Raw genomic sequence first — 25,485 nt, forward strand, 5'->3', positions numbered from 1 at the left:
GCAGGGCGGGCTGCTCCATTCTGGAGCGCTCCGGATGGGGCGGGCGGTCCAATCCGGAGCGGCCCCGCGCCGTGGGGGATTCCTGGTAGACCCCGGGGCCATGCCAACGATTGCGTTCTGCACCATCAAGGGTGGCGTCGGGAAGACGACCTTGTGTTCGCACGTGGCGGCGGCGCTGGCGGACGCGGGGCGCCGGGTGCTGCTGTTGGACCTGGATCCGCAGGCGCATGCGTCGCTGGTGCTGGGCCTGGAGACGCGTGAAGGCCCGTGCGTGGCGGATGCGTTCGGGCCTCGGCCGAAGCACAAGTTGGATGAGATCGTGGTGGCGTCGCCGAAGCGGCAGGGGTTGTTCATCGCGCCGGGGGCGCCGCGCATGGCGGCGCTGGAGCGCGAGTTGTTCGGCTGGGGTCACCGGCTCCAGGCGATTCCGCGCGCGCTGAAGACGCTGTCGTGGACGCCGGACGTCATCATCGTGGACACGCCGCCGAGCATCGGAGCATTCACGGAGGCTGTGTTGTGCTTCGCGGACGTGGTGGTGGCGCCGGTGCCCACGGGCGCGTTCGCGCTGCAGGGCCTGGGCGAGATTGAAACCGCGTGGCGCGACGTGCGCGAGCAGGGCGGCCAGTTGGTGGCCGCGGTGAACCTTTGGGATCGGCGCACGCCCGCGACCAACGAGGCGATGGAGGAGGCGCTGAAGGACGTGACGGTGCCGGTGCTGAAGGCACGCATCCCGCGCTCGGAGTCCATCAACCAGGCGGGCCTGGGCTACGAGGTGGTGTTCGACGTGAGCCCGAACGCGGCGGGCGCGGAGGAGCTGCGCGCCATGTCCCGCGAGTTGGCGAAGCTCGCGGGCCTGCGCTGACGCATCAATCCAGTTGTCCGATGGTGCCCGTCCGCAGGGGCCCGGCGCGCCGGTAGGTGAGCAGCGCCACCCCATTGGGCGTGATTCGGGACGCGGCCAGTTGCAGCATGCGAGGCTGCGTTCCCGCTCCGAAGAGGCGCCGGCCGCTGCCCAGCGTCACGAACTCCGTCACCGTCAGTTCCATCGTCGCATCCGTCCCTTCCGGGCAGTCCCATTGCCCGTCCAAATTGGCGACGAATGGGCCACGTGCGGATCGACATGCCTGTTCGGGCGGGTGCCACCGGTGGGGCAGGCATGCGCTGGCTCAGGGAGCGGGTAGACCCGGGGCCAGCGCCGAGCGCACGTTGGCGTCGGTGAAGGTCGTGCCCCAGACGGCGTTGATCTCCTGGGCGATAAAGGTGGCGCCCGGCTGGAGCGTTCCCAGAGAGGGTTCGAACATCAGCACGCGCGGATCGGTGAGCTCCAGCAGGCGGGGCACCACGTCGCTCACGTCGCGGCCCTGCTCCTGGGCGGCGCGCACGCCCTGCAGCCACGTGCGCACGGTGCCCTGTGCGTGGGGGACGTAGAGGGGTTGCTCCGCCGCGCCCAGCGTCACGAAGAGGTGCCCCAGGCTCAGCGTGATGACGACGCCGCCGTGCGCGCTGAGCAGCGGTCCGTGGTCCGGCGGCAGGGTGTTCCAGTCCACGGCCGGGAGGTTCTGGAAGTACATGGGAGTGAAACGCTGCGGGGCCTGGGCGACGAGCGCGCGCGTGTGCTCCACGGGGATGAGCGTGTCCCAATCGTCGTGGAGGATGAGGAACGGCGTCTGGACGGTGCTGGCCAGGTGGGCGGAGTTCCAGCGCGTGTAGTCCGTGCCGGGGGTGACGGGGTCGCCGCCGGTGGTGGCGTAGATGCGGCGGAAGTAGGGCTCGAAGAACTGCTGGTAGCGCGAGCGCATGGCCGGGTCGCTCACGCGCGCCGGCACCCATCGACTCACGTAGTCCACCTCCGCCGCGAAGTCGGACAGCGGGGACAGGGCGACGCCCACGGCGGGCACCACGGTGGAGGGGGCGTCCGCCGCGGCGTAGAGCGCCTCGTAGCCGCCCCAGGAGCCGCCGAAGATGCCGATGCGGCGGGTGTCCACGTTGGGGGCCTGGGCCAGGAAGCGCATGCCCGCGTTCATGTCGTCGCGGTCATTCTGGAGGTCTCCGCCCGCGTAGAAGCGGCCGAAGACGGCGAGCACGCCGAAGTCATGGAACAGGTGGATGAAGGCCTCGCCCGCGATGAGCTCCGGCGTGGTGGGCGTGAACGCGATGGGGGACGAGCCCGGCCCGTAGTGTGGCTCGCTGTCGTCCGGGTGGATGCCGGCGCCGCGCGTGGCCCACTTCGCGTCCACGGCCTCGCCGGTCCAGGCGATGCCGTCGTAGGGCTTGGTGAGCACCACCGTGGGGGACACGCCGGGCTTCCGGGGTGGGAACCACTGCGCATAGGTGGCGGCGCGGCCGGGCACCTCCAGCTTGAGCAACTGGTAGGGCCACGTCTGACCCGCGGCGTTGAGCTCCCCGGCGCCAAGCTGCGTCACCTGGACCGTGCCCGGATCCGTAGGCGTCTCTTCCGGGATCTGGCAGGCGTTGGTGGACGGGCTGGGGTTGCTGCAGCACGCGGTGGGGAGGGTGCCCAGGAGGGAAAGGGCCAGGAGCGTGGTCGGGAGGAAGCGCATGCCCCAGCAGACACCGCGGCGCGGAATTTCTGAAAGCGTCCCCGTCCTTTCCGGACGAGGATGGCGGCACATGGACTACCAGGCGGTGTTGTCGGAGGTCTGGGACGCGGTGCGGCCGGTAGTGGGTCAGGGCCGCGTCGCGACGTACATCCCGGCGTTGGCGGCGGTGGACCCGGGCCGCTTCGGCATGGCGCTCGCGACGGTGGAGGGGGACGTGTACGGCGTGGGGGACTGGCGCGAGCCGTTCTCCATCCAGAGCATCTCCAAGGTGTTCACGCTGGCGCTCGCGCTGTCGAGGGACGGGGACGCGCTGTGGAAGCGCGTGGGCAAGGAGCCGTCGGGCAATCCGTTCAACTCGCTGGTGCAGCTGGAGTACGAGCAGGGCATCCCGCGCAACCCGTTCATCAATGCGGGGGCGCTGGTCATCACGGACCGGTTGCAGCGGCTGACCGGGGATGCGCGCGGCACGCTGCGGGACTTCCTCCGCGCGGAGAGCGGCAACCCGTCCGTGGACTTCGATCCAATCATCGCGGCCTCGGAGGCGGATCACGGCCACCGCAACCGAGCGCTGGCCCACTTCATGGCGAGCTACGGCAACATGGAGAGCGCCGTCCCGGAGGTGCTGGAGCACTACTTCTGGCAGTGCTCGCTGGCGATGAGCTGCGCGGACCTGGCCCGGGCCTGTGGTTTCCTCGCCCGGCATGGGCAGCGCGCGGACGGGTCAAGGCTGCTCACGCGCAGCCAGGCCAAGCAGGTCAACGCGGTGATGCTCACCTGCGGCACGTACGACGCGGCGGGGGAGTTCGCCTACCGCGTGGGGCTGCCGGGCAAGAGCGGCGTGGGCGGGGGCATCATCGCCGTCATCCCGAACCGCTGTGGCCTGTGCGTGTGGAGCCCCGGGTTGGATGCGCGGGGCAACTCGGTGGCGGGCGTGGATGCGCTGGACCGATTCACGACGCTGACCGGCCTGTCCATCTTCTAAAGACCGTGGCGTCGGGGTTACTGGCCCTGTTCTTCGAGGGCCTTCAGCCAATAGGACTTCCCACCGGACGTCAGCGCACCCGCCAGGAACTCCGCGAACGAGTGGGCGATGACCGGGCAGTAGTAGGGGTCCGGGAATCCCTCGCGGTAGCCGTCGCGGAGCGGATAGCGCCCATGTGTCTGTTGCCCCACGTCCAGGAGCGCAAAGTTGCTGTCCTGGAGTTGGCACACCGCATACCAGTCCGATGGACCCGCTGCGTCCGTATCGGCTTGGGACATGACGACCCGTGCGCGCCGCACCTCGGCGAGCGGCAGAATGGAGTAGGGCGCGTTGGAGCCGCGGAACAGCCTGGCTCCATCGAAGCGCGTGTAGAAGGCGCGCAGGTCCGGATCCAGGCGCCAGCCCATTCGAAGTTCGAACGCATCGACTGCCGCTGCCGTCGCGGGCGGATGTGGGAAGTGCTGGGCGGCCACGGCGTCGAGGAGTTCGGTCATCGTCGGCATGTGGCTACTCTCCGTAGGGATGGCTGACCCCGACGCTCGTCCACGGGGGTTGTCCTGCGTAGCACTGGTTGTAGACCTGATTCAGGCCAGAATGGAGGTCGGCCGGATAGGGGATGATGTTGTCCCAGTCGGTAGGGTTGCCACCGTGCTTGAGGTCGCGGATGTGGTGGGCCGGGTAGTTGTTCCCACTGGCGTCAGTCGGCCACTGGCCGAACTTCTCCGCCCATCGATCACGGAATCCATCTCGGATGGACTCCCACCGTCCCCGTGCTGTCGCGTTCTGGCTGACGCTCAGTGCTGGGTAGTTACAGCAACAGTTGGCGATACCGAACCTGCTCCCCGCTCTGAACATGTTGCCGTCGAAGTCCATCTTCACGTCCGCGATCCAGACGCAGCCTTGGAGCGCAAATCCCTCCCCGGTGCATTTGTCGCGGCAGTAGTTCATAAGCTGCGGACTGCACTGCCACGGGCCGTAGAAGATGTTCGTCCTGAACTGCCCACCGCCTGGGACCATGACCTGCGGCCCCACCCATCTGCGCACACCAACCGCCGAACCCATGGCGCCTTCAGTGCATGCGGACAAGGACAGCGCTCCGGTCAGCAGCGCAGCAACGCGGCGCCGTGAGGCATTGATCGTGTTTGTCATGCTGAGCACGGTATCGGTCGGCACCGACACGCCTGCCCTCAGAGGCCGTGGCTTCAGCGCAGTCCGTCCAACAACGTGGCCAGCTTCTGGGGCTGGGACGCGAAGGGCGAGTGTGACGTGTCCAGTGTGTCCACGGTGAAGGCGTTGCCGGGTGTGAAGGCGTCCGCCTCGCGGATCATCAGGTCCTGGAGCGCGGGGACCAGGGCGCGGTCCTGGGCGCAGCGCAGGTAGCTGCGTGGGATGCGGCCCCAGCGCTCCTTGGTTGCGCCGACCTTGCCTATCCACAGGGACACCGGGATGTCGGGCGTGAGCGTGAGCGCGAAGGGCAGGAAGGCTGCTTCGTCCACGTCATGGTAGAAGCCCGCGCGCAGGGCCTCCCGGTACGCCGCATCACCGCGCGGATTGATCCGCACCGCGCCCAACTTCGCGGCGTCGCCAATGAAGAGTGACGCGCTGTACGGCGTGTGAGCCTCGGGCAGGGCGCCGTAGCCACTGGCGCTCTGGAGGCGCAGCGGGACGTAGGCGCTCAGGTACACCAGCCGGCCAATGAGGTGCGGGGCCTTCTCCGCCGCGCGGGTGATGACAGTGCCACCCGCGCTGTGGCCCACGAGCACGGGCTTTGCGCCGCCCTGGAGCTTCTCCATCGCGGCGACCACCGCGTCCGCGCAGTCGTCCAGCGTGACGTCGGCCAGGGGCGAGCGCTCCTCCTTGAAGCGCGCCGCGTCGCCCGTGAGATAGGACGCGGGGAAGCGCGCGTTGAGTCCGTGGCCGGGCAGGTCGATGGCCACGACCTGGTGTCCCTTCGAGGTGAGCGCCTCCGCGACACGCGTCCAGTGCAGGGCGTTGTGCCACGCGCCGTGGACCAGGAGGAACGTCCGGGGCCTGCGGGGTGCCTTCGCGGGCGTGGCCGCGAGCCCGAGGCCTGGCAACAGCCCCGTGCCCACGAGGGCTGTCTTCATCACGTCACGACGGTTCATGGGGGACTCCTTCGTTGGGGGGAAGCAGGGCCATGAGCCGCTCGCGCAGGCGGGCGAGGTCGAAGAGCTGCCGCTCCACCTCCGCCAGGCGCTCCCGGTGGGCGGCGAGCGCGTCCGGGCAGATGGCGTCCGTGACCTGCCGGAGCATGCACGGCGGGAAGGTGACGATCTCCTCCAGGGAGAAGCCCAGGCGGATCATCCGCGCCACCTGCATGACCTGGGGGACGGCGACCTCGTCGAAGTCGCGGTAGCCGTTGTCGCGGCGGTGGGAAGCGACGAGCCCCGCCTTGTCGTAGTGGCGGATGGACCGCGCACTGCTGCCCGTGCGCCGGGCGAGTTCTCCGATGTTCATCCTGCGCTCCTGTACCCGGATGCCAGGACCCCCAACATCCATGGGGCCCCTCCTGGCCGACCTGGTTCAAAACCTGTCCTACTGTCGGACAGGTTTCCGCGGTCCACTCCCGGCGGGCAGACCCGGTCGGGTTCTTTCCTTCTCATTCCTGAAGACTCCATGGCCGAGAGCTTCGGGCCTGACACTGGTGTCAAGGTCAAGACCCCGGCGGGGGAATGTGACCGTGATGTCCCCACGGGATGTCCGACCGCGATCTACGGTGCGCCGCGTGAGCCCGTCTTCGCCCGTGCCCCGTCCGCGTCCCGCGCTTCTCACGCTTGCCTACCTGGCCTTCGTCAGCCTGGGGTTGCCGGACGCGGTGCTGGGGGTCGCGTGGCCGTCACTGCGCAGCACGTTCGGCCTGTCGCAGGCGACGATGGGCGCCATCCTGGGGACGGCCGCGGTCGCGTACTTCATCTCCGGGTTGCTCGCGGGCCGGCTGATGCGCGCGATGAACCTGGGGCTGCTGCTGGCGCTGAGCACCGGTTCGGTGGCGCTGGGGCTCACGGGCTACGCGACCGTGCCCCTGTTCGTGTTGTTCCTGGCCGCCGCCTGCTTCATCGGCTTCGGTTCGGGCGCCATCGACTCCGCGCTCAACAACTACGCGGCCCAGAACTTCGGTCCCAAGCACATGAGCTGGCTGCACGCGGCCTACAGCGTGGGCGCAGCGATGGGGCCAGTGTTGATGACCGCGCTGCTCGCTCGGGGCGCGGGTTGGAGGACCGGCTATGCGGTCCTCGCCGTGGTGCTGGGGACGCTGGCGCTGACGTTCCTGTTGATGCGCCGGTTGTGGGACGCACAGGTGGCGGCGCCCGGTGAGGAGCCTCGCGCGGAGGTGCCCACCGCGTCCGCCATGGAGGCCGTGCGCCGGCCCCGCGTGTGGCTGCAGATCTTCACGTTCTTCTTCTACACGGGCGTGGAGGTGACGGCGGGTCAGTGGAGCTTCACCGTGCTCACTGAAGGCCGGGGCCTGCACACCGCCGCGGCGGGCACCTGCGTGAGCATCTACTGGGGCTGCCTGCTGGTGGGGCGCGTGCTGTCAGGCTTCGTCGTCGAACACATCGGACCGGTGCGGATGCTGCGCGCGAGCACGGTGCTGGCGGTGGTGGGCACGGCCCTGTTCGCGATTCCCGCTGTGCCGCCCGCACTGGGGCTCGCGTTGCTGGGTTTGGCGCTGGCGCCCATCTTCCCGGCCCTGATGTCGGTGACGCCGCGCCGCGTGGGCCTGGATGTCTCCGCGCACGCGGTGGGCTTCCAGGTCAGCGCGGCGACGGCGGGCGTGGCCGCGCTGCCCAGCCTCGCGGGTGTCATGGCGGAGCGATGGGGCCTTCAGGTCATCGCTCCGTACATGCTCGGGGTGGCCGTGGTGCTGGCCCTGCTGCACGGCGTGCTGTCCGCCGTGGCGGACCGTCCCCAACTCTCCCGCTGAGCGCGGACCTCAGCTCCCGTCCGGAAGCTCCGCGCTGCGCAGTGTCTTCGGTCCCTGATCCGTCCACTGCGACAGCCGCAGCGTCGCGCCTCGCGCCGAGGCGTGCGGCTCCACCTCCACGAACGTGAAGCGCTGCTCCAGCTTCGCGTGCTTCTGCTTCGCCGGGTCCAGCGACGGATTGACCTGGAGCTCCGCGAGGTATTCGCCCCATTCCTCGTCGGAGGCTTCCGGCGCGGGGAGCCGCAGGAGGGAGATCCACGTGCCGGTGTTGGCGTAGAGGGGGCCGTTGCCCTCGTGCCAGCGGGCCGCGTGCGTGTGGCCCATCACCACCGCCTGCGGGTTGTACTTCTTGCCCAGCCGCGCGGTCTCCGCGAGCTCGTCCTTGCCGGGCTCCAGGGCGAAGTAGTCCGTGCCGGTCCTGCCAGCGACCGCGCGGTGCAGGCGTGCGTAGAACGCGAACCCCGCCTTGGCCAGCTTCAGCCGGGCACGGCCCAGCGCCTCCGGATTGTCGAAGGCGTTGAGCTTCTCCGGGTCGAGCACCGACAGCAGGGCGTCCACCTCGTCGTCCCTCAGGTCCACTCGCGCCAGGCTGCGCGCCAGGTGCACGTCCGCGTCCGACCCGCCCACCGCGTCCATCGGCTCGAGCGCGAAGGCCGGCGCGAGGCCCCGGTTTTCCAGCAGACGCCGGATGAGCGTGAGCGTCCCCGCGTTGAACAGGACCCTGAGCGCGTCGGGCTTCACGCCGAGCGCCACCATCACCGCGCCCTCGAAGTCCGGCTTGAGCAGGTCCATGTACCGCATGCGGTGCTGGTGCTTGAGCGGGTTGAGCAGCGTCTTCACCAGCACGGAGCCCGGCGGATAGCGGAAGCGGTTCGCCCGCTCCGGCGACAGGAGCGAGTCGTAGTCGATGCGGTTCGCCACGTCGGTGTGCTCGCCGTGCGTCACCAGCACGCGCGAACCGCCGACCTCCAGCTGAAGGGGCGCGGTGCCGTCCCGGAACTCCAGCCGCGACGCGATGTCCTTGGGCTGGCCCATCGCGGAGCGGATCACCTCCTGGACGTCCGGAAGCGCCAGCTCCAGGTCGTGGTTGCCCACCACCATCGTCGCCCGGCCCCCCGCGGCCAGCACCCGCCCGAGCGCCTTCAACGCGGGCGCGGTCACAGCGGACGTCACCAGCGCGCGGGCCTGCTCCAGCGTCCGCTTCGGGTCCACCGCCAACGGATCATCGTTGAGCAGGAAGTCGAAGCTGTCCCCGTTGAGGACGACGTGGGTGGGCGTGCGGGTGAAGGAGTCGAAGAGGGCGGGTAGCTCGGCGGCACCCGCGAAGATGTCGTAGGGGCCACCGTTGCCGAGGTGGAGGTCGCTGAGAATGAGCGTTCGCATGCGTCGATGCTCCTTTCAGGGAAGCGCCTGCAGGTCGTTGTGCCGGATGCTCACGGCGGGATCGCCGAGCACCACGTAGTTGCGAGCGTCGTTGCGTTCGATCCACCGGTGCAGCAGCTCGCGAGGCTGGAGCTTGCCGTTGGACGTGTTGGCATCCAGGTGCGTCAACAGGATGTTGTTGGCGGCGGAGAACCGGTCGCGGAAGTCGCGCAGCGCGTGACCCACCGTCATGCCCGCCATGATCTTCCAGAGCGTGTTGCGGAACGGGTGGATGGTCGTCTGGGTCATCTGCAGGGGCTTGATGGAAAAGCCCCAGGCCCGCTCCACGTGGCCAATCACCGCCAGCGCGCCGCCGTTGGGATGGGCCAGCAGCCGACGGGGCAGGGCCGCGATGAAGGGAGCACTCGCGAGCGCGTCGCCGCTGCGTGAGGCATGGAGCGGGAACTCGTCGTGCGCGGGCGTGCCCATGCCGAAGCAGGCGAAGAAGAACGCCACCAGGCCATGGAGCCGCGCGTCGTCCTGGATGTCGGACGCCGCGACGTAGTGGGCGGGAGCCATCGCCCCAAAGCCCATCCAGTCCTGACTCAGCAGGGCGCCCTGCTTCGCGAGCTGGAGCGGATCATTCGCCTTGAAGCCCACCCCATGGGACGCGGTGAAGAGCACCGCTGGGCGCTCCGCCCGGCCATGGAGCGCGGCCAGCAACCATTCGCGAGTCGCGTCGTCCTCGATGGCGTCACGGCTGGCGAAGCGGGTCTTCGCCGCGACCGTCTTTGTCAGCTGGGGAGGCTGATCCAGCGGCGCACCGCGGGCAAGCGGCGCAATGAGGTTGTCCGCGCTGAGCTCCGTGGACCGGTCCCCAGGGTGCTTGGGTCCCCACCAGCTCACCTGCCGGTGATTGGGTACGGAAGCGCCCGTCTCATACGACACCACGCTGTCCGCGTAGCGCGCGTACTCCGCGGGCGTGTCGAAGGAGAGACGGCCCACGGCGTACGACAGGGAGAGTGAGTGCTGCACGTCGAATGGGATGGCGTCGGGCCCTCCCACGAGCAGGAGGTAGTAGGGAACGAGGGTCGGCTCCACGTCTCCGATGGGCGCTCCGTGCCGCTCCAGGAACTGATGCGCCGTCTCACCGGGCTGGTACGTGAGGACGTGGCACCGGTCCGCTTCTTCCATGCGCTCGCGCCGATGGGCGATGAGCGGCTCCAGGCTCTTGCGAAGCTCCTCGGAGGCGGACGCCGGGAACACCACGCCCCAGCCGGCCTTCGTGTAGTCCTCCGGAGGCGCGTCGGGCGGCAGGCCGAAGCTGAGACGCATGGGGAGGAACTCAAGCCACTTCCTCCACGCTTCGAAATACGCGGCCTCACCCCGAGGCTCCGCCACCTCCGCGGCCGCGGGCAATGCGATGGGCGGCACCAAGTACTGCCCGGTGACGCCATCGATGCCGTTGAAGACCAGCGGATCCTCCGGAGGTGGCATGGGTCGCTCCACGGTGTCAGTCGGCGTCAGGAGTGCAGTTGCGCCTGGGGAGGCATATAGAGACAACAGTCCATCGCGACTTCCCATGCGTCGTCGGTCTGACCGAGTGCACGATAGACGTGGGTGCGCACCTCTCGCACCACGCTGACCAGGGCCTGGTCCCAGTCCGGATGGGTGAACGCCTGGGCGACGAGCGCATTCATTTCGAACTCCAGCTCCTCGGGTAGCGAGGGAATCACCAGGACGGCGGTGAGCTGTCCGGAGGCCGCGAGCTCAGCCGCGAAGCCCCGCGCCGTGGCAGCCCTCAGGCGATCACTCTCCACGCGTTGGGTGTCCAACAGCTGCGGACCCGTCAGTACGCAGACCCGGAGCTTCGGCATCCAGGCGATCAGGTGTTCCGCAGATATGAGCTTCTGGCGCTCCAGGGAGCGGTGCTCAGAGTGTTCCGATGTGGTGAGTTCCATCCGGGGGCCGCTTGCCGTAGGAAGGGCGGAGGCCCGAAGGTACAGCAGGTCCACGGAGGCTGCGGTGGCATCGGGCTCCAGGTCCTCGCCCCTGCCCAGGACACGAGGTGTTCGCTGGGGCGCGGTGTCCAGCCAGCGCTGCATGAGGCGCCGCTGGGACAGGGCATGCCCCAACTCGACGCCGACGTGCTGAAGCGGGCGCACCCACAGGGTAGATACAGGCACGCTAAGAATGCTGACGCGGCGAAGGTCAACGGAGAGCTGTTCCAAAGGTTGGGAACGGAGCGCGGTCGCGATTATGGCCTCCCAACACAGGCCGGACACCTGGGGCGCCACCGCGAAGGCGGCTTCGCCTCCCGTCCATTGCTCGAAGGATGGCAGTGTGCTGAGGGACGGGCGCAGCCTCCACGCCATCGTTTCGTAGGCTCGGTGCTGATAAAGCACGGTGGGTTCGAGCCTGCCCTCTATCGCATTCAGCTCCACGTGGACGGGGCCCGCTCCTCCGACAGGTGCATCCTCGGGCCTCGGGGCTGAAGGGCGGGCTGTGACGAGCAAGGAAGAACGACGTAGGGGCGGTGCTGGTTGATGCTGAGGCATGGGCGCGAGCGGGCTTATGCTTGCGGGAGGAGGAATGGACCTTGCCTGGGCCTTTGAGAGCACTTCCGAGAGCGCCTGAATCTCCGTGGGCAGCGGCCGCTTGATGAGGGGGGTGTTCAAGATCATGCGCTCGAAGAGGGAGCTGCCGTCGGACAGGTCCTGGATGGCCGCCTGCGTGGCAGCGGCACGCAGGAGGATCTGCCGCCAATCCGCGTTGGCGTCAGCCAGGGCCAGAAGCTGATCGGGGAGAGATGCAGGTACGAGGCCACCCGAGAGGAATGGTGCGGTGCTGCCCAGCCCTGAGGTCAACGGCAGCAATTCCAGGCTCGAGTGCAACTCTCCTTGGAGCCGCTCCAGATTCGGGTGGGGAAGTCGCAGGAGGGCCACGATCCTCGTCAGGGAGGACAGGAGGAAGCCCTCATGGTCCTCGCTCCGCCAGAACCACTCGACCGCCGTGGCAAGCAGTTGGGCCCCAGGGCCCGGCAGTCTCAAGGCCAGCAGCTCGCCTTCATCCATGGCGAGTTGGGCCGCGGCACGGGGCCCCAGCTTGCGTATGAGCTTAGCAATCCGCTGAGGCGAAACCTGGAGACCCAGAGATTGCGCTCGAAGAAGCAGGCGAAGTGCTTGAGGCGTGGAGAGGCCTTTCGTCCATCGCCAGGCATCGAACGTCCACCTGGCCGTAAAGACTGGGGCCATGCCGAACTGGCTTTCGAGCTGTGCGGCTTCGACAGTATCCAGCAACAGGGACAGCGCCCAGAAGTCCTCTGCTGGATCTTCCACGGGGGCGGGATGTTCGAAGGCCCAGGTCACTGCGAGCCGTGCGCTCGCGGCATCCAACACGGGAAGGGCGCGCCAGCAGGCATGGTGGAGCCAAGGCTTAAGCCGATGTTCATGCTCGGCCCATACCCCAAGCATGCCCGTCAGATTGGGCTGCTCCAGACCCATTCGGGCCATCGGCGGCGCGTATTGATGGAAGTAATGCTCAGGCGCTGCTGGTGGAACATTGACAAGCACCTCATCGAGCGACATCCCTTCGCGTGGATCCCGCATGCGGCGCAATATCTCAAGACGAACCACTCCGGCCTGGATGGCTCCATTGACAGTGTGAGCGGTCTTTTGTTCGAGCGAAACGGCTTTGCGTAGTGCGTCCAGCGCCGTGTTCAGCAGCCCCATTTCCCCCAAGCAGCGGGCGTATGCAATTGAGGAAATCGGAAGCTCCCAATGCGCGTTGCAGGCTGGCGTTCCGAACTGGGAGCGCCGGGCAGCCCAGCCCATGGCCTCGAGTTGGCCGAGTGGTTCGCGAGGAGGTTGCACCGCGCTCGTCAGGTGCAGGAAGGCACTACAGAGGCGATCCTGGTCCGCACCGCTCGGGTCGAGGTGTCCCCACTGTCTGACGATGCCTTCTCCGTCCACCTCCGCCCAACTCTTCAAGAGCTGATCCGCAGAGAACACGTCCGGGTAAAGTGAACGGACCATTTCAAGCCGGATACGGGCGCCCATGTCCTCGGGCGCCTTCCAATCCAACCATTGCTGTTTCGTTGGTCCGACGCGGACCTGCGCAATCGCCTTGAGGAAACACTTCGCCACCTCCTTCGGCTTCTTGCGCACGAGGACGAATGCACGCGCGACCGTCGCGAGGGCGAAGCCCGCGAGTGCCGGCGAAATGTTCGCGGTGGCGGCCCAGTTCGCGGTCCGCGACAGGAGCGGGACGGACAGTTGTGAGAGAGGCTTGTCTCGCTCGACCTGCTCGACGATGGCCTCCAGCGCGCCAACCCATGCGGCCTGGAGCGGTTCGTCCCAGGTTTCTAGGTGCCAGTGCTCAGCTTGATCCCAGAGGCGCCTAACGCGGGCGGGGGGGATTGCCGATCCGCTGGCATTCGCCGCGATGAATTGTCCAAGCAGAGCCCGGATGCGCAGGAGGATGTCGTCCGTGGAGCGTTCGACTTCCATCCAATCGTCCGGGAACGCTCGGCCCTGATGGACTCTGCTTGCGGCGAGCGTTGCCAACACTTGGGCCCGGAAGGGCCGGACGCTCGCGGGGCTGTCGCTCGCTAGGGGGGCCTCGTCCGCCAGCAGCGCGACGCAGACCGCGCCGAGCGCCAGGAACCCTCCAGAACCGACCGCTCGCTGCTCGATCCCTCGCCACCATGACATGGCCCGCTCCGGCGCATCCCGAAGCAGCCTGGCACCCAGGACATAGTGAAAGCCCGCCGTCCCTTCGACGGGCTGTTCAAGCGTGAGTTGCTCAATCCGCTCCGCCGCGCGCCGGGAGGCCTCCCTGAGAAATGCTGGCTTTGTGGCGCGGAAGTGGGCTTCGAGCCTTCGTCGCAGCCTTTCGTCCACCTGGAAATGTGACGCGTCCAGTTGGACCCAATCCTGGCGGATCAGCTCCCGGAACGCGGCCTCGAAGGCTTCGGGCGCACCAGTCCAGGTGTCGCGCAACAGCGCCTCATCGAAGCGACCCAGGACTGCGACCATGGGCAGCAGCTTCACCAAGTCAGCATTGTCGAGCCGCTCCACGATGCGCAGTTCGACGTAGCGATCGCGGCCGGACACCGCCAGGTCCTCCGGCGTCACGCGGGCGTCCTCGCGTACCCAGTCCGTGTAGAGGACGACGTCGAAGGGGTTGAATCGCTCCACACCCGTGGCGCTGAAGGACACTGCGACCCGGAAAGCGGACGTCCAAGAGTCCTCGCGCGTCTTGGCCAGAAGGGCCATCCGCAGCTCGGGCGTTAGGGGGCGTTGATTCACACGCGGCTGATTGAAGTACAGCTCTACTTCCTGCTGGGAGAAGGACTGCATCTCATGCAGCCGGAGGAAGCTGCGCGTGGGAAGCCAGGGTTCGGGATTCGCCAGCCGCCAGTCCCGTCCGCTGGAGGCGAGCGCCCGACGGCCGAAGAACAGGACGCGGAGCTGAGGCACCAGCTGATGAAGTGCCTCAAGCAACTGGAAGGTGGCGGCGACGTTCGCGGGCTCATCCCACGAAGAGAGCTTCGCCAGCTCCTCGCACGTGTCGAAGAGCAGGAAGATCGGCCCATCCAACTCATGCAGGATGCCCGCGAAGGCACGGAGCATCTCCTGCCAGGTCGGTGTCCGCTGGATGTCCTGCCACGACCGCGCTGAAGCACCTGCGATTTCCCGCACCATCAGGCGCGTCCGGTCGAACCAGTTCAGGCTCCGGCTGAATCGGCCGGGGCCTCCTTGCAGGAAGAGCTGCTCCGCGAGTTGTTCGATGAGCAGCCACGGTGCCTGGGTCGGGTACGCGGGGTTGAGGTGATCGAAGTCCACCCGGGCCCAGGTGCCTCCCTCCTTGGAGATGATCCGGGTGCACAGGTGGCGCACCAGCATCGTCTTGCCCACTCCTGCCTTGCCCACGAAGTGCAGTGCCCAGGCGGAGGTGTCCACGGGGGCGAGCCATAGCTCCAGGAATGCGAGAAGCTGCTCCTCGCGTGGGATGTAGTGCTTCAGTCGGCGCTCGTCCTCCCGGCGGATCTGGAGGAAGTCGATACGCCGGGACGCGGCTGTGGCTACCGCGCCGAGCATGGGTCCGAAGATGGGCTCCAGGTACTGGGCCGTGCGCACCCAGCTCATGGCCTCAGCGATCAACGCCTCCTCGGCTTCTGGAGAGTTGGGCGTGGAAGCTGCTCCCAGCAAGCCCTCGATCCGCGCATGGAATTCATCGACCAGGGCCTTCGGTTCCGTTCCTCGCACCGCCAGTTGCGCCCAGCGGCGGGTGGGGGCGGGGACCAGTTCGCGCACCTCGGGTGCGGAGAGCTTCAACCCGAGCTTGTGGCTCAGGTCGCGCAGGGACTGTCCATCCGCGAGAGTCTCCTCCTGCATGCGCCGCAACTCACGCTGGCGGAGGTCGGGAGGCATCCAGTACTCGCAAAAGGGACGCACATCCAGGTCCAGCCCGGACACCTCACGGGACTGGCATAGCCCCTCCTCACGTAGCCGCTCCAGGATAGGGGACGTCGGGTCCGTTCCTTGGGGGAATTCACAGGCATGCGCCAGTGCTTGCGTCCACACTGGAACGAGCAGCAGCCACCGGACGGCGGCTCCGAAGTCGCGTAGGGTTTCGTCGCGCTCCCTGCGGGTCTCCAGGATGTTCTGTTCGACGAGTTGGTCTATGCGCGCTAGCTCATTGCTCAGGTCGGTGCTCATGACGCCCCGCTCCGGCTCGGGAGCGGGCCCTGGAACAACGCGCTCATGGTTGCCTCGTCATCCGCCTGTATCAGCATCTCCAAATCGCTGAGAGCCTTGATCACGCAATCCAGGCGCTCATTGTCGTGGAGCTGTGAAGGCAGGCCCTTCACAGCATCCCTGACAAGTCTTTCGAAGAGCCTGCTCGCCTTGATGTCCACAGGGTTCGGCACCTGCGGGGGATGTCGCAAAAGAATGTATTGGTTGTAGATGAGAGGCTCCAGGTCCTCCGGGAATCGGCCGATGTCGTGGCGTTCCACCAAAGTACGTTCCAGAAGCGACTTGATGTCCATGTCATCCTGGACTCTGCCCGGATAGCGACGGCAGCTCAGCACCACGGGAGTCGTCATGGCGTCGGCGCACAGCCGACGCTCCAGCATGCCTACCACCGTTTTCAGCGCAGGCGCCCAATGGTGGATGCCATCCAGCATCAGCAGCGCCCCCTTGCAATTTGCCTCCTTCGCCAGGGCCGCCAGGTCCATTGCCAGCGCGAGCCGCAGAACCATCGGGTCCGTCAGGCCTCCCAGGTCGAATGCCTCGGCCACGTCCGGGTGGAGCGCTGCCTTGGGCAGCTCCTTCTGTCGTAGGAGCGCACGCAACTGCGAGTCCTGCGCGGTCGGCAGTCCCCAATCGCTCCGGATATCCCGCAGTCGCTTGTACAGCTCACGGACAAGGTCCTCGGTGCTTGGATTGCCGCTCACCTCCGGGAGGCCAACGAGGACGGGCACGTAGCCCGCGTAGAGCGCGTGTACCGCCAGTTCGCGCATCAGGTGTGTGGCCCCGTACTTCACCGGCGCCGGCTCCATGGGCGGTCCGACGATGGCAAAGTGTGTCTCCGCACAGCGCCCTGAGTCCAACCAGCGCCCGAAGTCGCGGAATGCGTCCAGCCGGTCGCAGAACGGGTGTTTCAGACGGAGGTTGTTCGCAATCTGTTGTCGGACGGAGGACTGCTGCACATCCACCAGTTCCAAGCGGGAATCGGTGTCTCCGCGGACGACGAGCTGTGAATAGGCCCAGTCGCTGGTGGAGTGACGCCCGTCTAGCAACTGGAGTCCTGCACGGCGGCCTGTGGCGGTCGCGCGTCCCAGGTCTACGGGCACGTTCGCGGGGCTCTCCAGCAGCGACTCATAGAGGCGGCGAGTGAAGAGGCGCGAGGCGTGGTCGGCCACCTGTCCTGCCATGCCCACCACCATCGAGATGCCCAGCCAGGCCAACTCCACTGCGAAGGACGCTTGGGGCACGCTTCCCGAGGCTGCTTCCTGCGGAGTGGGCATCCGGCCACTCGCAGAATCACAGGCATTGACCACTACCACGGAAGGCAGAGGCACTCCTGTGCTCAGGAGATACGCATGGAGATCCTGTGCACTCCAGCGCTTAAGCCCTTCGCGCTCTTCGGCAGGGGAGGCCGTCCGACCCGGCTTGAGATGGATACAGCCCCATTCGCCGTGGCAGATGAAGTGGAGGACCGTGGGCTTGTAGTGCTTCACGGCCTCGTGCAGGTCCTCCCCATTGGCCGCGATGAGGACACGGTGGTCCAAGCCCCGTCGCCGGGTGCGCAGGTGTCGGAGCAGGCCCAGGTACTCAGCGCCAGCACGGATTTTCGTGTCCGCCAAGTCTGTGCCCACCACGAACAGCACCCGTAGGTCTATGGGCGTTCGCGGCGGCGTGGAACCCGTGGAGGGAACCCGCCGGACCATCGCCACCTCCGGTGCGTGCTGCTCCGCGAGGAAGCCCGTCGCGTCGCGCATCAGCTCCCAGTGCAGCCGGCCCAGCTCCCACTCGCCGACATCCCATTCGAGCACCAGCTCCAGGAAGTCTCCTGGGGGGCAGCGCCCCTGGAGCTGCTTCCAGAAGGTCCCGCCCAGGAGCGTCTCCAGCAGGTAGCGGCCGAAACCGCTCAGCTGCCCCTGGGTCGGTGTTCCCGCCTGGATGCTGGCGAAGGCACCTCGCAACCCCTTCTCGGGGGTGGTGCCCTGCCAGAGCGCCTGCACCTCCGGAAGGGCCTCCAATGCCGCCTCCGCAGTGGGGAAGGGGAAGCCCGTGTCCAGGCGCCGCAGGGAGTGGAGCAGCGTGCCGTCCACCTCCACGCGCCAACAGGCCATGGGCGACGGGACGTCTTCCCGGACCACCGAGATGATCGTCCTCACGCGGCCCCCGTGGCGGCTTCGAGGTGTTCCACGTCTAGATCCAGGAGGATCTCGGAGAGCCGGTCACCGTCCACGCGCGCGGAGTCCGATGTCCGAGGAGCGCTGCGCCGGCCCGGCAGCCGCTTCTCGCCCAGCAGCTGCGGCACTGCCGCCGACAGGGCTTCGAGTGCCTCCGCGTCCTCTTCCGCGTCGACGCGCTCCCACGCGGCGAGCGCGGCGCTAGTCATCCGCCGGGGACCGGCGAGATCGAACGGCGAGGGCACCGTGGGCCACTCCAACGCGGACTTTCCCGCGTCGAAGCCCAGCAGCTCTTTCAAGGACACATCGTGACCAGGCAGGTCCGCGAGCGACGCCTCGACTACCGCATCGACGAGCCGGTAGTCCTCCGCAGCGGGGTCGCCCTCCGCGACCAGCCGGTGGGGTTCCCAGCCGTCCAGGGTGGCGCGTGCGCCGGACAGGCCCAGCACCTCAGCGACCCGAACGAGCAGGTGCAGACGGACGGCTGCGGGAGGATAGCGCTCGCGCCCCACCCGCATCCGTGCGTCGGAGTGCTGTTCGAACTCCACCATGGCCCGCACGGCGGCGGTGCCAAAGGAGAGCACCGAGTACACGTCCGCGAAAACCTCTTCCGACCACCCGCCCCAGCGTTGGGCGGCGACGCCAGCGTCCTCGATGGCAAGGGTTTCCGAGGCTACATTGACCGCCTGCTCCAGCAGGGCGCGGAAGCCCGTGACGAGCCCCAGCTGAAATTGGAGCTGGTGGCCCACCTCGTGGCCAATGAAGACGAGCCACCACGGCGAGGCGACGCAGGAGATGGGCAGGTGGAGCAGCGCCATGGGCAGCTGCTCCAGATAGTCGGATAGCAGCGGCCCGCCATCCCGGCGGAGCTCGCGGCCCACCAGGGCCCTGGGCGTGGCAGCGGCGGAGTACTCCAGGTCGATGAAGGGCAGGGGCGTGGGACCGCCCGTTACGCTCAACCCCAGGGCCGGAGCCCGCTCGAACACGGGACGCCAGGCGCTCCAGACCACCTCGTCCGCCGCCCGCAGGACAGGTGCGAGGCGTGGGTCGTCGCGCTGGTCGAGCCGATCGCGGAAGTATTTCCAGAGCCGGCGCAACCACAGGATGCGGTGATCATGCCGCCGGCACTCCTCGGCGAACTCGCCCCGGGGCTGATCCAGCCGCAAGGCGTCCAGGTGCTTCTCCAGCCCCCGGGCCGCCCCGGTGACACAGTCTTCCAGCGCCACGTACTGGCTGGTGTGCTGTCCGCACACGTCCTTCGCGCGTCGCTGCTCCAGCCACGCCGCGAACTCAGTGCGCAGCGCCCGCAGCTCGCGGCGTAGTCGTTCGCGCTTCCGACGGTTCAGATCCCCCACATCACTCATTGTGCCCGCCATCCTAGCCCCAATGCCGGTCAGTTAGCGCAGGGGCGCTTGACCCACTTCTTGTCGTAGTTGCTCATCTATATCTTTACGACGCGTGGGTAGCGCCTCTCGATCCTTCCTTCCGGGAGCAGCAGCAGTCCCAGGTGCCTGCGCAGGTCGAGCAGGTGCTCGGGAATCCGCCCGGGCGCCAGCGGCGGAGTCGACCAGACCGTAGGGCCCAAAGCGCACCGCGGCCACTAGGTGGGAGCGCGCCGCCATCAGTGCCACCGCCCGCACGATGGGATAGGCGCTGCCTGCGCGAATCCCGTTGCCAGGGTTGCCACCGAACTGCTCCCAGTTGTCGGGCGAGTCCGGCACCCGCACCGTCGTCCCGTCCAGGGCGTACACGGCCAGCTTGCGCCAGGGGTGGGCCTTCGCACTGCGGTGGGCCCAGTGCGAGGCCGTCGTATGGAAGAGGTACTCCATCGGCTCGTCGCCCAGCCGCTGGCGGGCCTGAGTCAACACGCTGGGCGCGACGGGCTTGGGGCCCGCGCCGGCCGGCAGCGCTACATTCAGAAACGAGGCGACGCGCGCAATGGACTCGTTGCGCATCAGCGCCATGCCCACCACCAACCAGACGACCTGGTCGGCCGGCAGGCGCCGACGGCGCAAGGAGGCGAGGCCCGTGGCCACCACGGCCTCCTCCACCCACACCGGGTCGATGTGCTGCCGAAACCGGTCGAACTGCTCGGGAGCCACCAAGACGGCGCCCTGGACGGCCTGTGCCAGACCCATGCGGCGATCTCCCAGAACGAGATCGCCATACCCTCAACCAAGCTGGTAGTCCCTCGCAAGGGCTACCTAACTGATCGGCATTGGCCCTAGACCTCGGCACGACTGGCATCCGCAAGGTCGCATACACGGACCGGACGTAGGGGCAGGCATTCGTCTTCAGCGTCTACGGCAACTGGAATGCAGCCACTGGGTACCAGTTCTAACAGCGGCCACTCCGGTGGGCGTAGCGGGTGGACCGTATATCCGATGCTCGAAGATCATCGACTACAGCGGGAACACCCCGTCGTGACGTTCACCCTCTCCAGCGACTGAGTCGTCTGCCCGACACCTCCTGGCCCCACAGGGCAACGGTGTGGCGGGAATCCCGTATGGCCCGTTCGAGCCCTGCTGGACTTGTGGCGTGCGAACGCAAGTCATTGTGGAGTGTCTGACTTTGACCTGATGCGTCTGGCATTGTGGGGCGTGTCTGTGTTCACGTCCGCTCCGCGTCCGGCGCGCCTGGCACCCCTCGCCATGACCGTCCGGCCGTGAGGGAGAACACTCATGACGAAGAAGCCCAGTTTCCAGGATGTGGTGGAGGGCTGGCTGGCCGGCAATGAGGAGTCCCAAGGCATGACCAACCCGGCGGGACCGCTCTTCGTGGGAGGTGAGCGCACCGAACAGGCGCTCACCGAGTCCAGCCTGGTGGCGGACACGGGTTGCAGCGGCTGCACCGCGTCCATCGACGTCCACTGTTGTTGATGCCAGCGGGAGGCTCCCGTCCGTCCGTCTGAAGCATCCCTCCGGCGCCACATCCCGGTGCCGGAGGGCCTTCCGAGAAATCCCCTCATCCGGTCCTCACCCCCAAGGGAGCCCCACCCATGGTGCATGAGCAAGCGTTGACGGTCACCGAAGTCCCGCCCGCCGGGTGGCTCGCTCGCCCCGTGAACATCTTGCTGGCGCCGCAGTTGGAGACGCTGTCGGAGCGGCTGGCTCGGATGGCGGACCTCTCCGCCCGGGAGCGCGAGGTCGTGGAGACAGCGGCGCGGCAGGCCGTGGGCTTCAGCGCCCAGCTCAAGCTCAACCGAGTGTTGCTCCTGGAGCTTCACGCGGCGGGGTTGGAAGGGTGGCTGGATGCCACGGACTCCGAGGGCCGGTGGAACCAGTTCCTCGACCGGGCGTGCACCTCCGGCTTCCACGCGCACCTGCGCGAACGCTATCCGCCGCTCCTCGACCGGCTGGCCACCGTGGGCCGGCTCCAGGCCCAGGCGGTGTTGCGGCTCGCGGAGCGGTTCGTCGCGGACCGGGACGCACTGTCCGCCTTGCCAGGCCAGCCTCGCGGTGCGCTGAAGCGGCTGCGGCTGGGCGAGGGCGATGCCCACCGGGGCGGACAGACGGTCGCGTTGCTCGAAATGGAAGAGGGGCAGGTGCTGTACAAGCCCCGGTGCATGCGCGTGGACCGCGCGCTGGAGGGACTGCTGTCGAGGCTGCTCGCGCCGGATGACGCCGCCACGCGCATCCGGGTGCCGTCCGTGCTGGTGCGCGCGGGCTACGGCTGGGCGGAGTTCGTGGAGCACCGCTTCTGCGAGGGCGAAACCGAGCTCGCGCGCTTCTACCGGAACCTGGGCCACTGGCTCGCGGTGATGCGCCTGCTGGGCGGCACGGACCTGCACTCGGAGAACCTCATCGCGCACGGGCCCGTGCCGGTGGTGGTGGACGTGGAGAGCCTCTTCACCCCGGATCCGCCCGTGCCCCCGGCGGAGCGCGGGCTGGCGGTGGACCTGGCGGCGAAGGCCATCCGGGGCACCGTGCTGCGGACGGGCCTGCTCCCCGTGCGCAGCGGGGGCCCGGGCCTGGGCGGCTTGGACATCTCCGCGGCGGGTTCCCTCCCGGGCCAGCAGCCGCGCATCCACGTGCCCACCATCGTGGGCGGCGGCTCGGACGCGGCCCACCTGGGCATGACGTGGGTGGAGCGTCCGCCGTCGAGGAATCATCCCAGCCCGGAGCCCGTGCTCGCGCGGCATTGGGATCAGGTCGTCGGCGGCTTCCGCGAGCTCACGTCGCGGATGAAGTCGCTGGACGCGGACGGAGAGCTGCGCCCGATGCTGGAGCCGTTCATGGGCGCGGTGGTCCGGCGCATCCTGCGGCCCACGCAGACCTATTCAGAGCTGCTGCGCATGCTCTGGCATCCGGCGTCACTGCACGACGCGCCGAAGGCCCGCGAGAAGGCACACGACGTGATGCGCCGCAACGCGGAGGTCTCTCCCGGTGCGCCGTCCTCGACGCCCGTCATCGAGGAGGAGCTCTCGGACTTGTGCGTGGGCGACATCCCCGTGTTCACGCTGCCCGTGACCCGGAGCGTGATCGACGCCACGGTGGAGGCGTGGCGCTCCGTGGATGAGTCGCTGGAGGAGATGACCATCCAGAGCACGTTGATCAGCGCCTATCTCAACGAGAAGGCCCTGCCGCCACGCGTCCCCGCGCCTGTCACTTCAGCGCGCAAGGAGCGCCTGGATGCGCGGCGCCGGGCCCAGCTGTCCACGCTGGTCCGCCGCGTGCGCGACGCGGCCGTGCGGGGTCCGGACGGCACGGTGACGTGGATCAGCCCGGTGCTCGCCGAGTACGGCTGGGCGGTGCGGCCCCTCTCCGCCGAGCACTACAGCGGGCAGGGCGGCGTCGCGGTGGTGCTGGCCCAGTACCTGCGCGAGGTCCACCACGGCCGCGCCGACGCGGTGGAGGGACTGCCCGCGCTGCTGGAAGGCACGCTCGCGGTGCTGCGCGCCACGGAGGACCGCGTGCCGGTGAAGTCGCCGGGTGGCTTCTCCGGGCTCGCGTCGCAGGTGTGGATCTGGTCCACGCTGCACGACCTGGGCACCGTCCCCGGCGCGTTGGACCGGGCCCGCGAGCGCGCGGCGGTGCTGACGCCCCAGGTGCTGGATGCGGACGGACTGCTGGAGGTGCTGGGCGGCGTGGCGGGCGTCATCGTCCCGCTGCTCAACCTGGTGGACCAGACGGGCGAATCACAGTGGCTGGACATCGCGGCGCACGCGGGGCAGCGGCTGGAGGACACGGCGCGGAGCGTGGCGGGGGACGCGCGGTGGTCCACGTCGATGTTCCCGGAGCCCATCGGCGGCTTCGCGCACGGCACGGCGGGCATTGGCTGGGCGCTGGCTCGGCTGGGCCTGAGCGCGGCGGGGACGGCGGCGGACCGGCGCCGGTGGCGGAGCCTGTCCGAGCGCGCCTTCGACTTCGTGGACGGGCTCTACCGGCCGGACGTGGGCAACTGGATGGACCTGCGCCGCCCGGACGCCATGGATCAGCTGACGACCTGGTGCCACGGGAGCACGGGCATCGGCCTGGCGGCGGCGGACCTCTTCGCGCGCACGGGGCTGCCGCGCTACGAGGACCTGTTCCAGCGGGCCCGGGCCGCGGCCGTGCGCGAGGGCTTTGGCTGGACCCACACCCTGTGTCACGGCGACCTGGGATTGTGGGAGCTGATGGAGACGGCGCGGCGGCTGTCCTCGGAGCCGCTCGGGCAGGAGCGGGAGACGCTGGACGCGGAGCTCATCTCCGGCCTGGAGGCACGTGGCCCCGTGGCGGGGCTCGCCCGTGACGCCTTTTCGCCCGGGCTGATGGCGGGGCTGGGCGGCGTCATCCACACGCTCTTGCGCATGCACCCGGAGAGCCGGCTCGCGTCGCCGCTGCTGCTGGGGCGCGCGCGGGACCTGGACCCGGACGCGGTCTGACGCGTGCGTCACCGGCCCGCCCATGACGGGTGGCCGGTGACGCGAAGGGGACGTCAGTCGCGGGTGTCGCGGCGCACGGTGACCTTGCGGCCGCGCAGCGTGGAGCCCTTCAGCGCGGAGATGATGCGCGCGGCTTCCGGCTCCGGCACCTCCACGATGGAGTACATGTCCGCGATGTGGATCGCGCCGATGCGCGAGGAGTCGAGCCCCGCCTCGCCCGCGATGGCGCCCACCAGGTCCGCCGGCCGCATGCCCGCGGTGCGGCCCGCGCCGATGAACAGGCGCGTGACGTTCCACTCCGGCGCGCGCGCGGGACGCGCGGGGGCCCGCTCGGCCCGTTCGCCGCGCTCAGCCCGTTCGCCGCGCTCGGCTCGCTCTCCGCGCTCGCCCCGGTCGGCGGTGCGGGGGCCTCGCGACGGGCGCTCGGCGTCTCGGTCCGCGAACTTGCCCGGAGGACCGGAGCGCTCCGTGCGCGGGAACTTCCGCTCCGCCGGCGCCGACACCTGGGGGATGTCCTGCTCGGCGGAGTCCTTGCCCTCGTCCTCCTTCTCCTGGAGGAGCTTGATGGCGGCGGCGGCCACGTCCATGACGCTGAACTCGCCGGACAGGTCCTCCGCGATGCCGCGGAACGCGTCCAGCTCCCCGCCCACGAGCGCCTCGCGCAGCGACGAGCGGATCATCTCCAGCCGGCGCGCGCGCAGGTCCGACACGGTGGGGACCGCGGTGACCTCGATGCGCTGGCCGGTGAGCCGCTCGATGTTGCGCAAGAGCCGGTGCTCGCGGGGCTCCAGCAGGGTGATGGCCACGCCCTCGCGGCCGGCGCGGCCCGTGCGGCCGATGCGGTGCACGTAGGCCTCCGGCGCGTTGGGCACGTCGAAGTTCACCACGTGCGTCAGCCGGGGGATGTCCAGGCCGCGCGCCGCGACGTCCGTGGCGATGAGCAGGTCCGCCGCCTGCGACTTGAACTGCTTGATGACGCGGTCGCGCTGCTCCTGGCTCATGCCGCCGTGCAGCGCGTGCGCGCGCCAGCCCCGGCCGTTGAGGGACGTGGTGAGCTCATCCACCTCCGTGCGCGTGCGGCAGAACACGATGGCGGCGGTGGGGGACTCCAGGTCCAACACGCGACCCAGCGTGGCGATCTTGAACGCGCGCGGGACGATGTAGGCCGTCTGCCGGACGCGCGGCATCTCCCCGGCCTCCAGCTTCTCCTTCTCGATGCGCACGCGCACCGGCTGGTGCAGGTGGCGCTCCGCGATGCTGGCGATGCGCGGGGGCAGGGTGGCGGAGAACAGCGCCGTCTGCCGCTTCTCGGGCGTCTCGGAGAGGATGGCCTCCAGGTCGTCCGCGAAGCCCATGTCGAGCATCTCGTCCGCTTCGTCCAGGACCACGGTCTGCACCAGGTCCAGCTTCATCGTCTTGCGGCGCAAGTGGTCCAGCGCGCGGCCCGGCGTGGCGACGATGACGTCCACGCCGCGCTTGAGCACGCGCAGCTGCCGGCCAATCTCCTGTCCGCCGTAGAGCGGGAGCACGCTGACGCCCAGCTTCTGGCCGTAGCGGTGGATGGCCTCGGACACCTGCATGGCCAGCTCGCGCGTGGGCACGAGCACCAGCGCGGAGGTGCTGTGCGGTCCGGCGGCGCCGGGCTTCAGGTGCTGGAGGAGCGGCAGCGAGAACGCGGCCGTCTTGCCGGTGCCCGTGGCGGCGATGCCCAGCAGGTCCTTCTGGGCCAGCAGCGGCGGGAGCGCGGCGGCCTGGATGGGGGTGGGCTCTTCGTAGCCGAGAGTCGTCAACGCCTCGACGAGCTCGGGCTTGAGCCCGAGGGCTTCGAAGGTGGGGGTTTCGGGG

18 protein-coding genes are annotated in these 25,485 nt (G+C 68.7%); 5 read left to right on the forward strand and 13 right to left on the reverse strand.

Translation table 11 applies throughout. The features are described 5' to 3' along the window. Positions 1-100 precede the first annotated feature (100 nt). Positions 101-862, forward strand: coding sequence for a ParA family protein (locus tag D7X99_RS36090; RefSeq protein ID WP_120580793.1), 762 nt, complete (start codon positions 101-103; stop codon positions 860-862). A 4-nt stretch (positions 863-866) separates the two neighbouring features. Here the strand turns inward: D7X99_RS36090 and D7X99_RS36095 are convergent, their stop codons facing one another. Both D7X99_RS36095 and D7X99_RS36100 read right to left on the reverse strand, forming a co-directional pair. Continuing rightward, the gene (locus D7X99_RS36095) at positions 867-1,046 is read right to left on the reverse strand and encodes a hypothetical protein (RefSeq protein ID WP_199756412.1); all 180 of its coding nucleotides are present in this window, start codon (positions 1,044-1,046) and stop codon (positions 867-869) included. Positions 1,047-1,166: 120 nt separating this feature from the next. Then, positions 1,167-2,561, reverse strand: a complete 1,395-nt coding sequence (locus tag D7X99_RS36100; protein ID WP_121755532.1) for a S9 family peptidase — start codon at positions 2,559-2,561, stop codon at positions 1,167-1,169. 70 nt (positions 2,562-2,631) lie between these two features. On the opposite strand from D7X99_RS36100, the gene D7X99_RS36105 reads away from it, so the two are divergent. Further along, entirely contained in the window at positions 2,632-3,543 is a 912-nt protein-coding gene (locus D7X99_RS36105; RefSeq protein ID WP_121781725.1) for a glutaminase, read from the forward strand. A gap of 17 nt (positions 3,544-3,560) precedes the next feature. Here D7X99_RS36105 and D7X99_RS36110 read toward each other — a convergent pair whose 3' ends face one another. Genes D7X99_RS36110 through D7X99_RS36125 form a run of 4 tightly spaced genes read right to left on the reverse strand, consistent with a single transcriptional unit; the run spans position 3,561 to position 6,021 of the window. Continuing rightward, complete coding sequence (locus D7X99_RS36110; protein WP_233597449.1) at positions 3,561-4,046, reverse strand: SMI1/KNR4 family protein; 486 nt, start codon at positions 4,044-4,046, stop codon at positions 3,561-3,563. A gap of 4 nt (positions 4,047-4,050) precedes the next feature. Further along, positions 4,051-4,722: a hypothetical protein gene (locus D7X99_RS36115; RefSeq protein ID WP_233605236.1), complete on the reverse strand. Its 672-nt coding sequence runs from the start codon at positions 4,720-4,722 to the stop codon at positions 4,051-4,053. Between the two features lie 23 nt (positions 4,723-4,745). Beyond that, complete coding sequence (locus tag D7X99_RS36120; RefSeq protein ID WP_121781726.1) at positions 4,746-5,669, reverse strand: alpha/beta fold hydrolase; 924 nt, start codon at positions 5,667-5,669, stop codon at positions 4,746-4,748. Then, a complete protein-coding gene (locus tag D7X99_RS36125) occupies positions 5,656-6,021 on the reverse strand; it encodes a MerR family transcriptional regulator (protein WP_121781727.1) in 366 nt (121 codons plus the stop codon). The genes D7X99_RS36120 and D7X99_RS36125 overlap by 14 nt, the downstream gene beginning before the upstream one ends. A 268-nt stretch (positions 6,022-6,289) precedes the next feature. On the opposite strand from D7X99_RS36125, the gene D7X99_RS36130 reads away from it, so the two are divergent. Continuing rightward, positions 6,290-7,489: a sugar MFS transporter gene (locus D7X99_RS36130; RefSeq protein WP_233613981.1), complete on the forward strand. Its 1,200-nt coding sequence runs from the start codon at positions 6,290-6,292 to the stop codon at positions 7,487-7,489. Positions 7,490-7,498: 9 nt separating this feature from the next. Here the strand turns inward: D7X99_RS36130 and D7X99_RS36135 are convergent, their stop codons facing one another. From D7X99_RS36135 to D7X99_RS36160, 6 genes are all read right to left on the reverse strand, one after another. Beyond that, entirely contained in the window at positions 7,499-8,872 is a 1,374-nt protein-coding gene (locus tag D7X99_RS36135; RefSeq protein WP_121781729.1) for a metallophosphoesterase, read from the reverse strand. Between the two features lie 15 nt (positions 8,873-8,887). Then, entirely contained in the window at positions 8,888-10,348 is a 1,461-nt protein-coding gene (locus D7X99_RS36140) for a hypothetical protein (RefSeq protein WP_121781730.1), read from the reverse strand. A gap of 26 nt (positions 10,349-10,374) precedes the next feature. Beyond that, positions 10,375-15,573 (reverse strand): ATP-binding protein, encoded by a 5,199-nt coding sequence (locus D7X99_RS36145; protein ID WP_121781731.1) that lies wholly within the window; start codon positions 15,571-15,573, stop codon positions 10,375-10,377. Further along, a complete protein-coding gene (locus tag D7X99_RS36150) occupies positions 15,570-17,693 on the reverse strand; it encodes a CHAT domain-containing protein (protein ID WP_158627124.1) in 2,124 nt (707 codons plus the stop codon). The genes D7X99_RS36145 and D7X99_RS36150 overlap by 4 nt, the downstream gene beginning before the upstream one ends. A 62-nt stretch (positions 17,694-17,755) precedes the next feature. Continuing rightward, entirely contained in the window at positions 17,756-19,141 is a 1,386-nt protein-coding gene (locus D7X99_RS36155) for a hypothetical protein (RefSeq protein ID WP_147476367.1), read from the reverse strand. 33 nt (positions 19,142-19,174) lie between these two features. Then, positions 19,175-19,915, reverse strand: coding sequence for an IS4 family transposase (locus D7X99_RS36160; RefSeq protein ID WP_121781734.1), 741 nt, complete (start codon positions 19,913-19,915; stop codon positions 19,175-19,177). Between the two features lie 543 nt (positions 19,916-20,458). Between D7X99_RS36160 and D7X99_RS36165 the strand changes: the two genes are divergently transcribed. Beyond that, positions 20,459-20,656: a DUF6229 family protein gene (locus D7X99_RS36165; protein ID WP_121781735.1), complete on the forward strand. Its 198-nt coding sequence runs from the start codon at positions 20,459-20,461 to the stop codon at positions 20,654-20,656. Positions 20,657-20,775: 119 nt separating this feature from the next. Next, positions 20,776-23,640, forward strand: coding sequence for a type 2 lanthipeptide synthetase LanM family protein (locus D7X99_RS36170; protein ID WP_121781736.1), 2,865 nt, complete (start codon positions 20,776-20,778; stop codon positions 23,638-23,640). Positions 23,641-23,693: 53 nt separating this feature from the next. Here the strand turns inward: D7X99_RS36170 and D7X99_RS36175 are convergent. Beyond that, positions 23,694-25,485: DEAD/DEAH box helicase (locus D7X99_RS36175; protein WP_147476368.1), on the reverse strand; the 1,792-nt coding region annotated here is incomplete at its 5' end.

This window comes from Corallococcus sp. AB032C, assembly GCF_003668935.1.
GTDB lineage: Bacteria > Myxococcota > Myxococcia > Myxococcales > Myxococcaceae > Corallococcus > Corallococcus exiguus.

Excerpts from the sequence above, each read along its gene's own strand:
- D7X99_RS36090 (WP_120580793.1), top strand. The coding sequence starts at position 101 with ATGCCAACGATTGCGTTCTGCACCATCAAGGGTGGCGTCGGGAAGACG.
- D7X99_RS36095 (WP_199756412.1), bottom strand. The coding sequence starts at position 1,046 with ATGGAACTGACGGTGACGGAGTTCGTGACGCTGGGCAGCGGCCGGCGC.
- D7X99_RS36100 (WP_121755532.1), bottom strand. The coding sequence starts at position 2,561 with ATGCGCTTCCTCCCGACCACGCTCCTGGCCCTTTCCCTCCTGGGCACC.
- D7X99_RS36105 (WP_121781725.1), top strand. The coding sequence starts at position 2,632 with ATGGACTACCAGGCGGTGTTGTCGGAGGTCTGGGACGCGGTGCGGCCG.
- D7X99_RS36110 (WP_233597449.1), bottom strand. The coding sequence starts at position 4,046 with ATGCCGACGATGACCGAACTCCTCGACGCCGTGGCCGCCCAGCACTTC.
- D7X99_RS36120 (WP_121781726.1), bottom strand. The coding sequence starts at position 5,669 with ATGAACCGTCGTGACGTGATGAAGACAGCCCTCGTGGGCACGGGGCTG.
- D7X99_RS36125 (WP_121781727.1), bottom strand. The coding sequence starts at position 6,021 with ATGAACATCGGAGAACTCGCCCGGCGCACGGGCAGCAGTGCGCGGTCC.
- D7X99_RS36135 (WP_121781729.1), bottom strand. The coding sequence starts at position 8,872 with ATGCGAACGCTCATTCTCAGCGACCTCCACCTCGGCAACGGTGGCCCC.
- D7X99_RS36140 (WP_121781730.1), bottom strand. The coding sequence starts at position 10,348 with ATGCCACCTCCGGAGGATCCGCTGGTCTTCAACGGCATCGATGGCGTC.
- D7X99_RS36145 (WP_121781731.1), bottom strand. The coding sequence starts at position 15,573 with ATGAGCACCGACCTGAGCAATGAGCTAGCGCGCATAGACCAACTCGTC.
- D7X99_RS36155 (WP_147476367.1), bottom strand. The coding sequence starts at position 19,141 with ATGAGTGATGTGGGGGATCTGAACCGTCGGAAGCGCGAACGACTACGC.
- D7X99_RS36160 (WP_121781734.1), bottom strand. The coding sequence starts at position 19,915 with ATGGGTCTGGCACAGGCCGTCCAGGGCGCCGTCTTGGTGGCTCCCGAG.
- D7X99_RS36165 (WP_121781735.1), top strand. The coding sequence starts at position 20,459 with ATGACGAAGAAGCCCAGTTTCCAGGATGTGGTGGAGGGCTGGCTGGCC.
- D7X99_RS36170 (WP_121781736.1), top strand. The coding sequence starts at position 20,776 with ATGGTGCATGAGCAAGCGTTGACGGTCACCGAAGTCCCGCCCGCCGGG.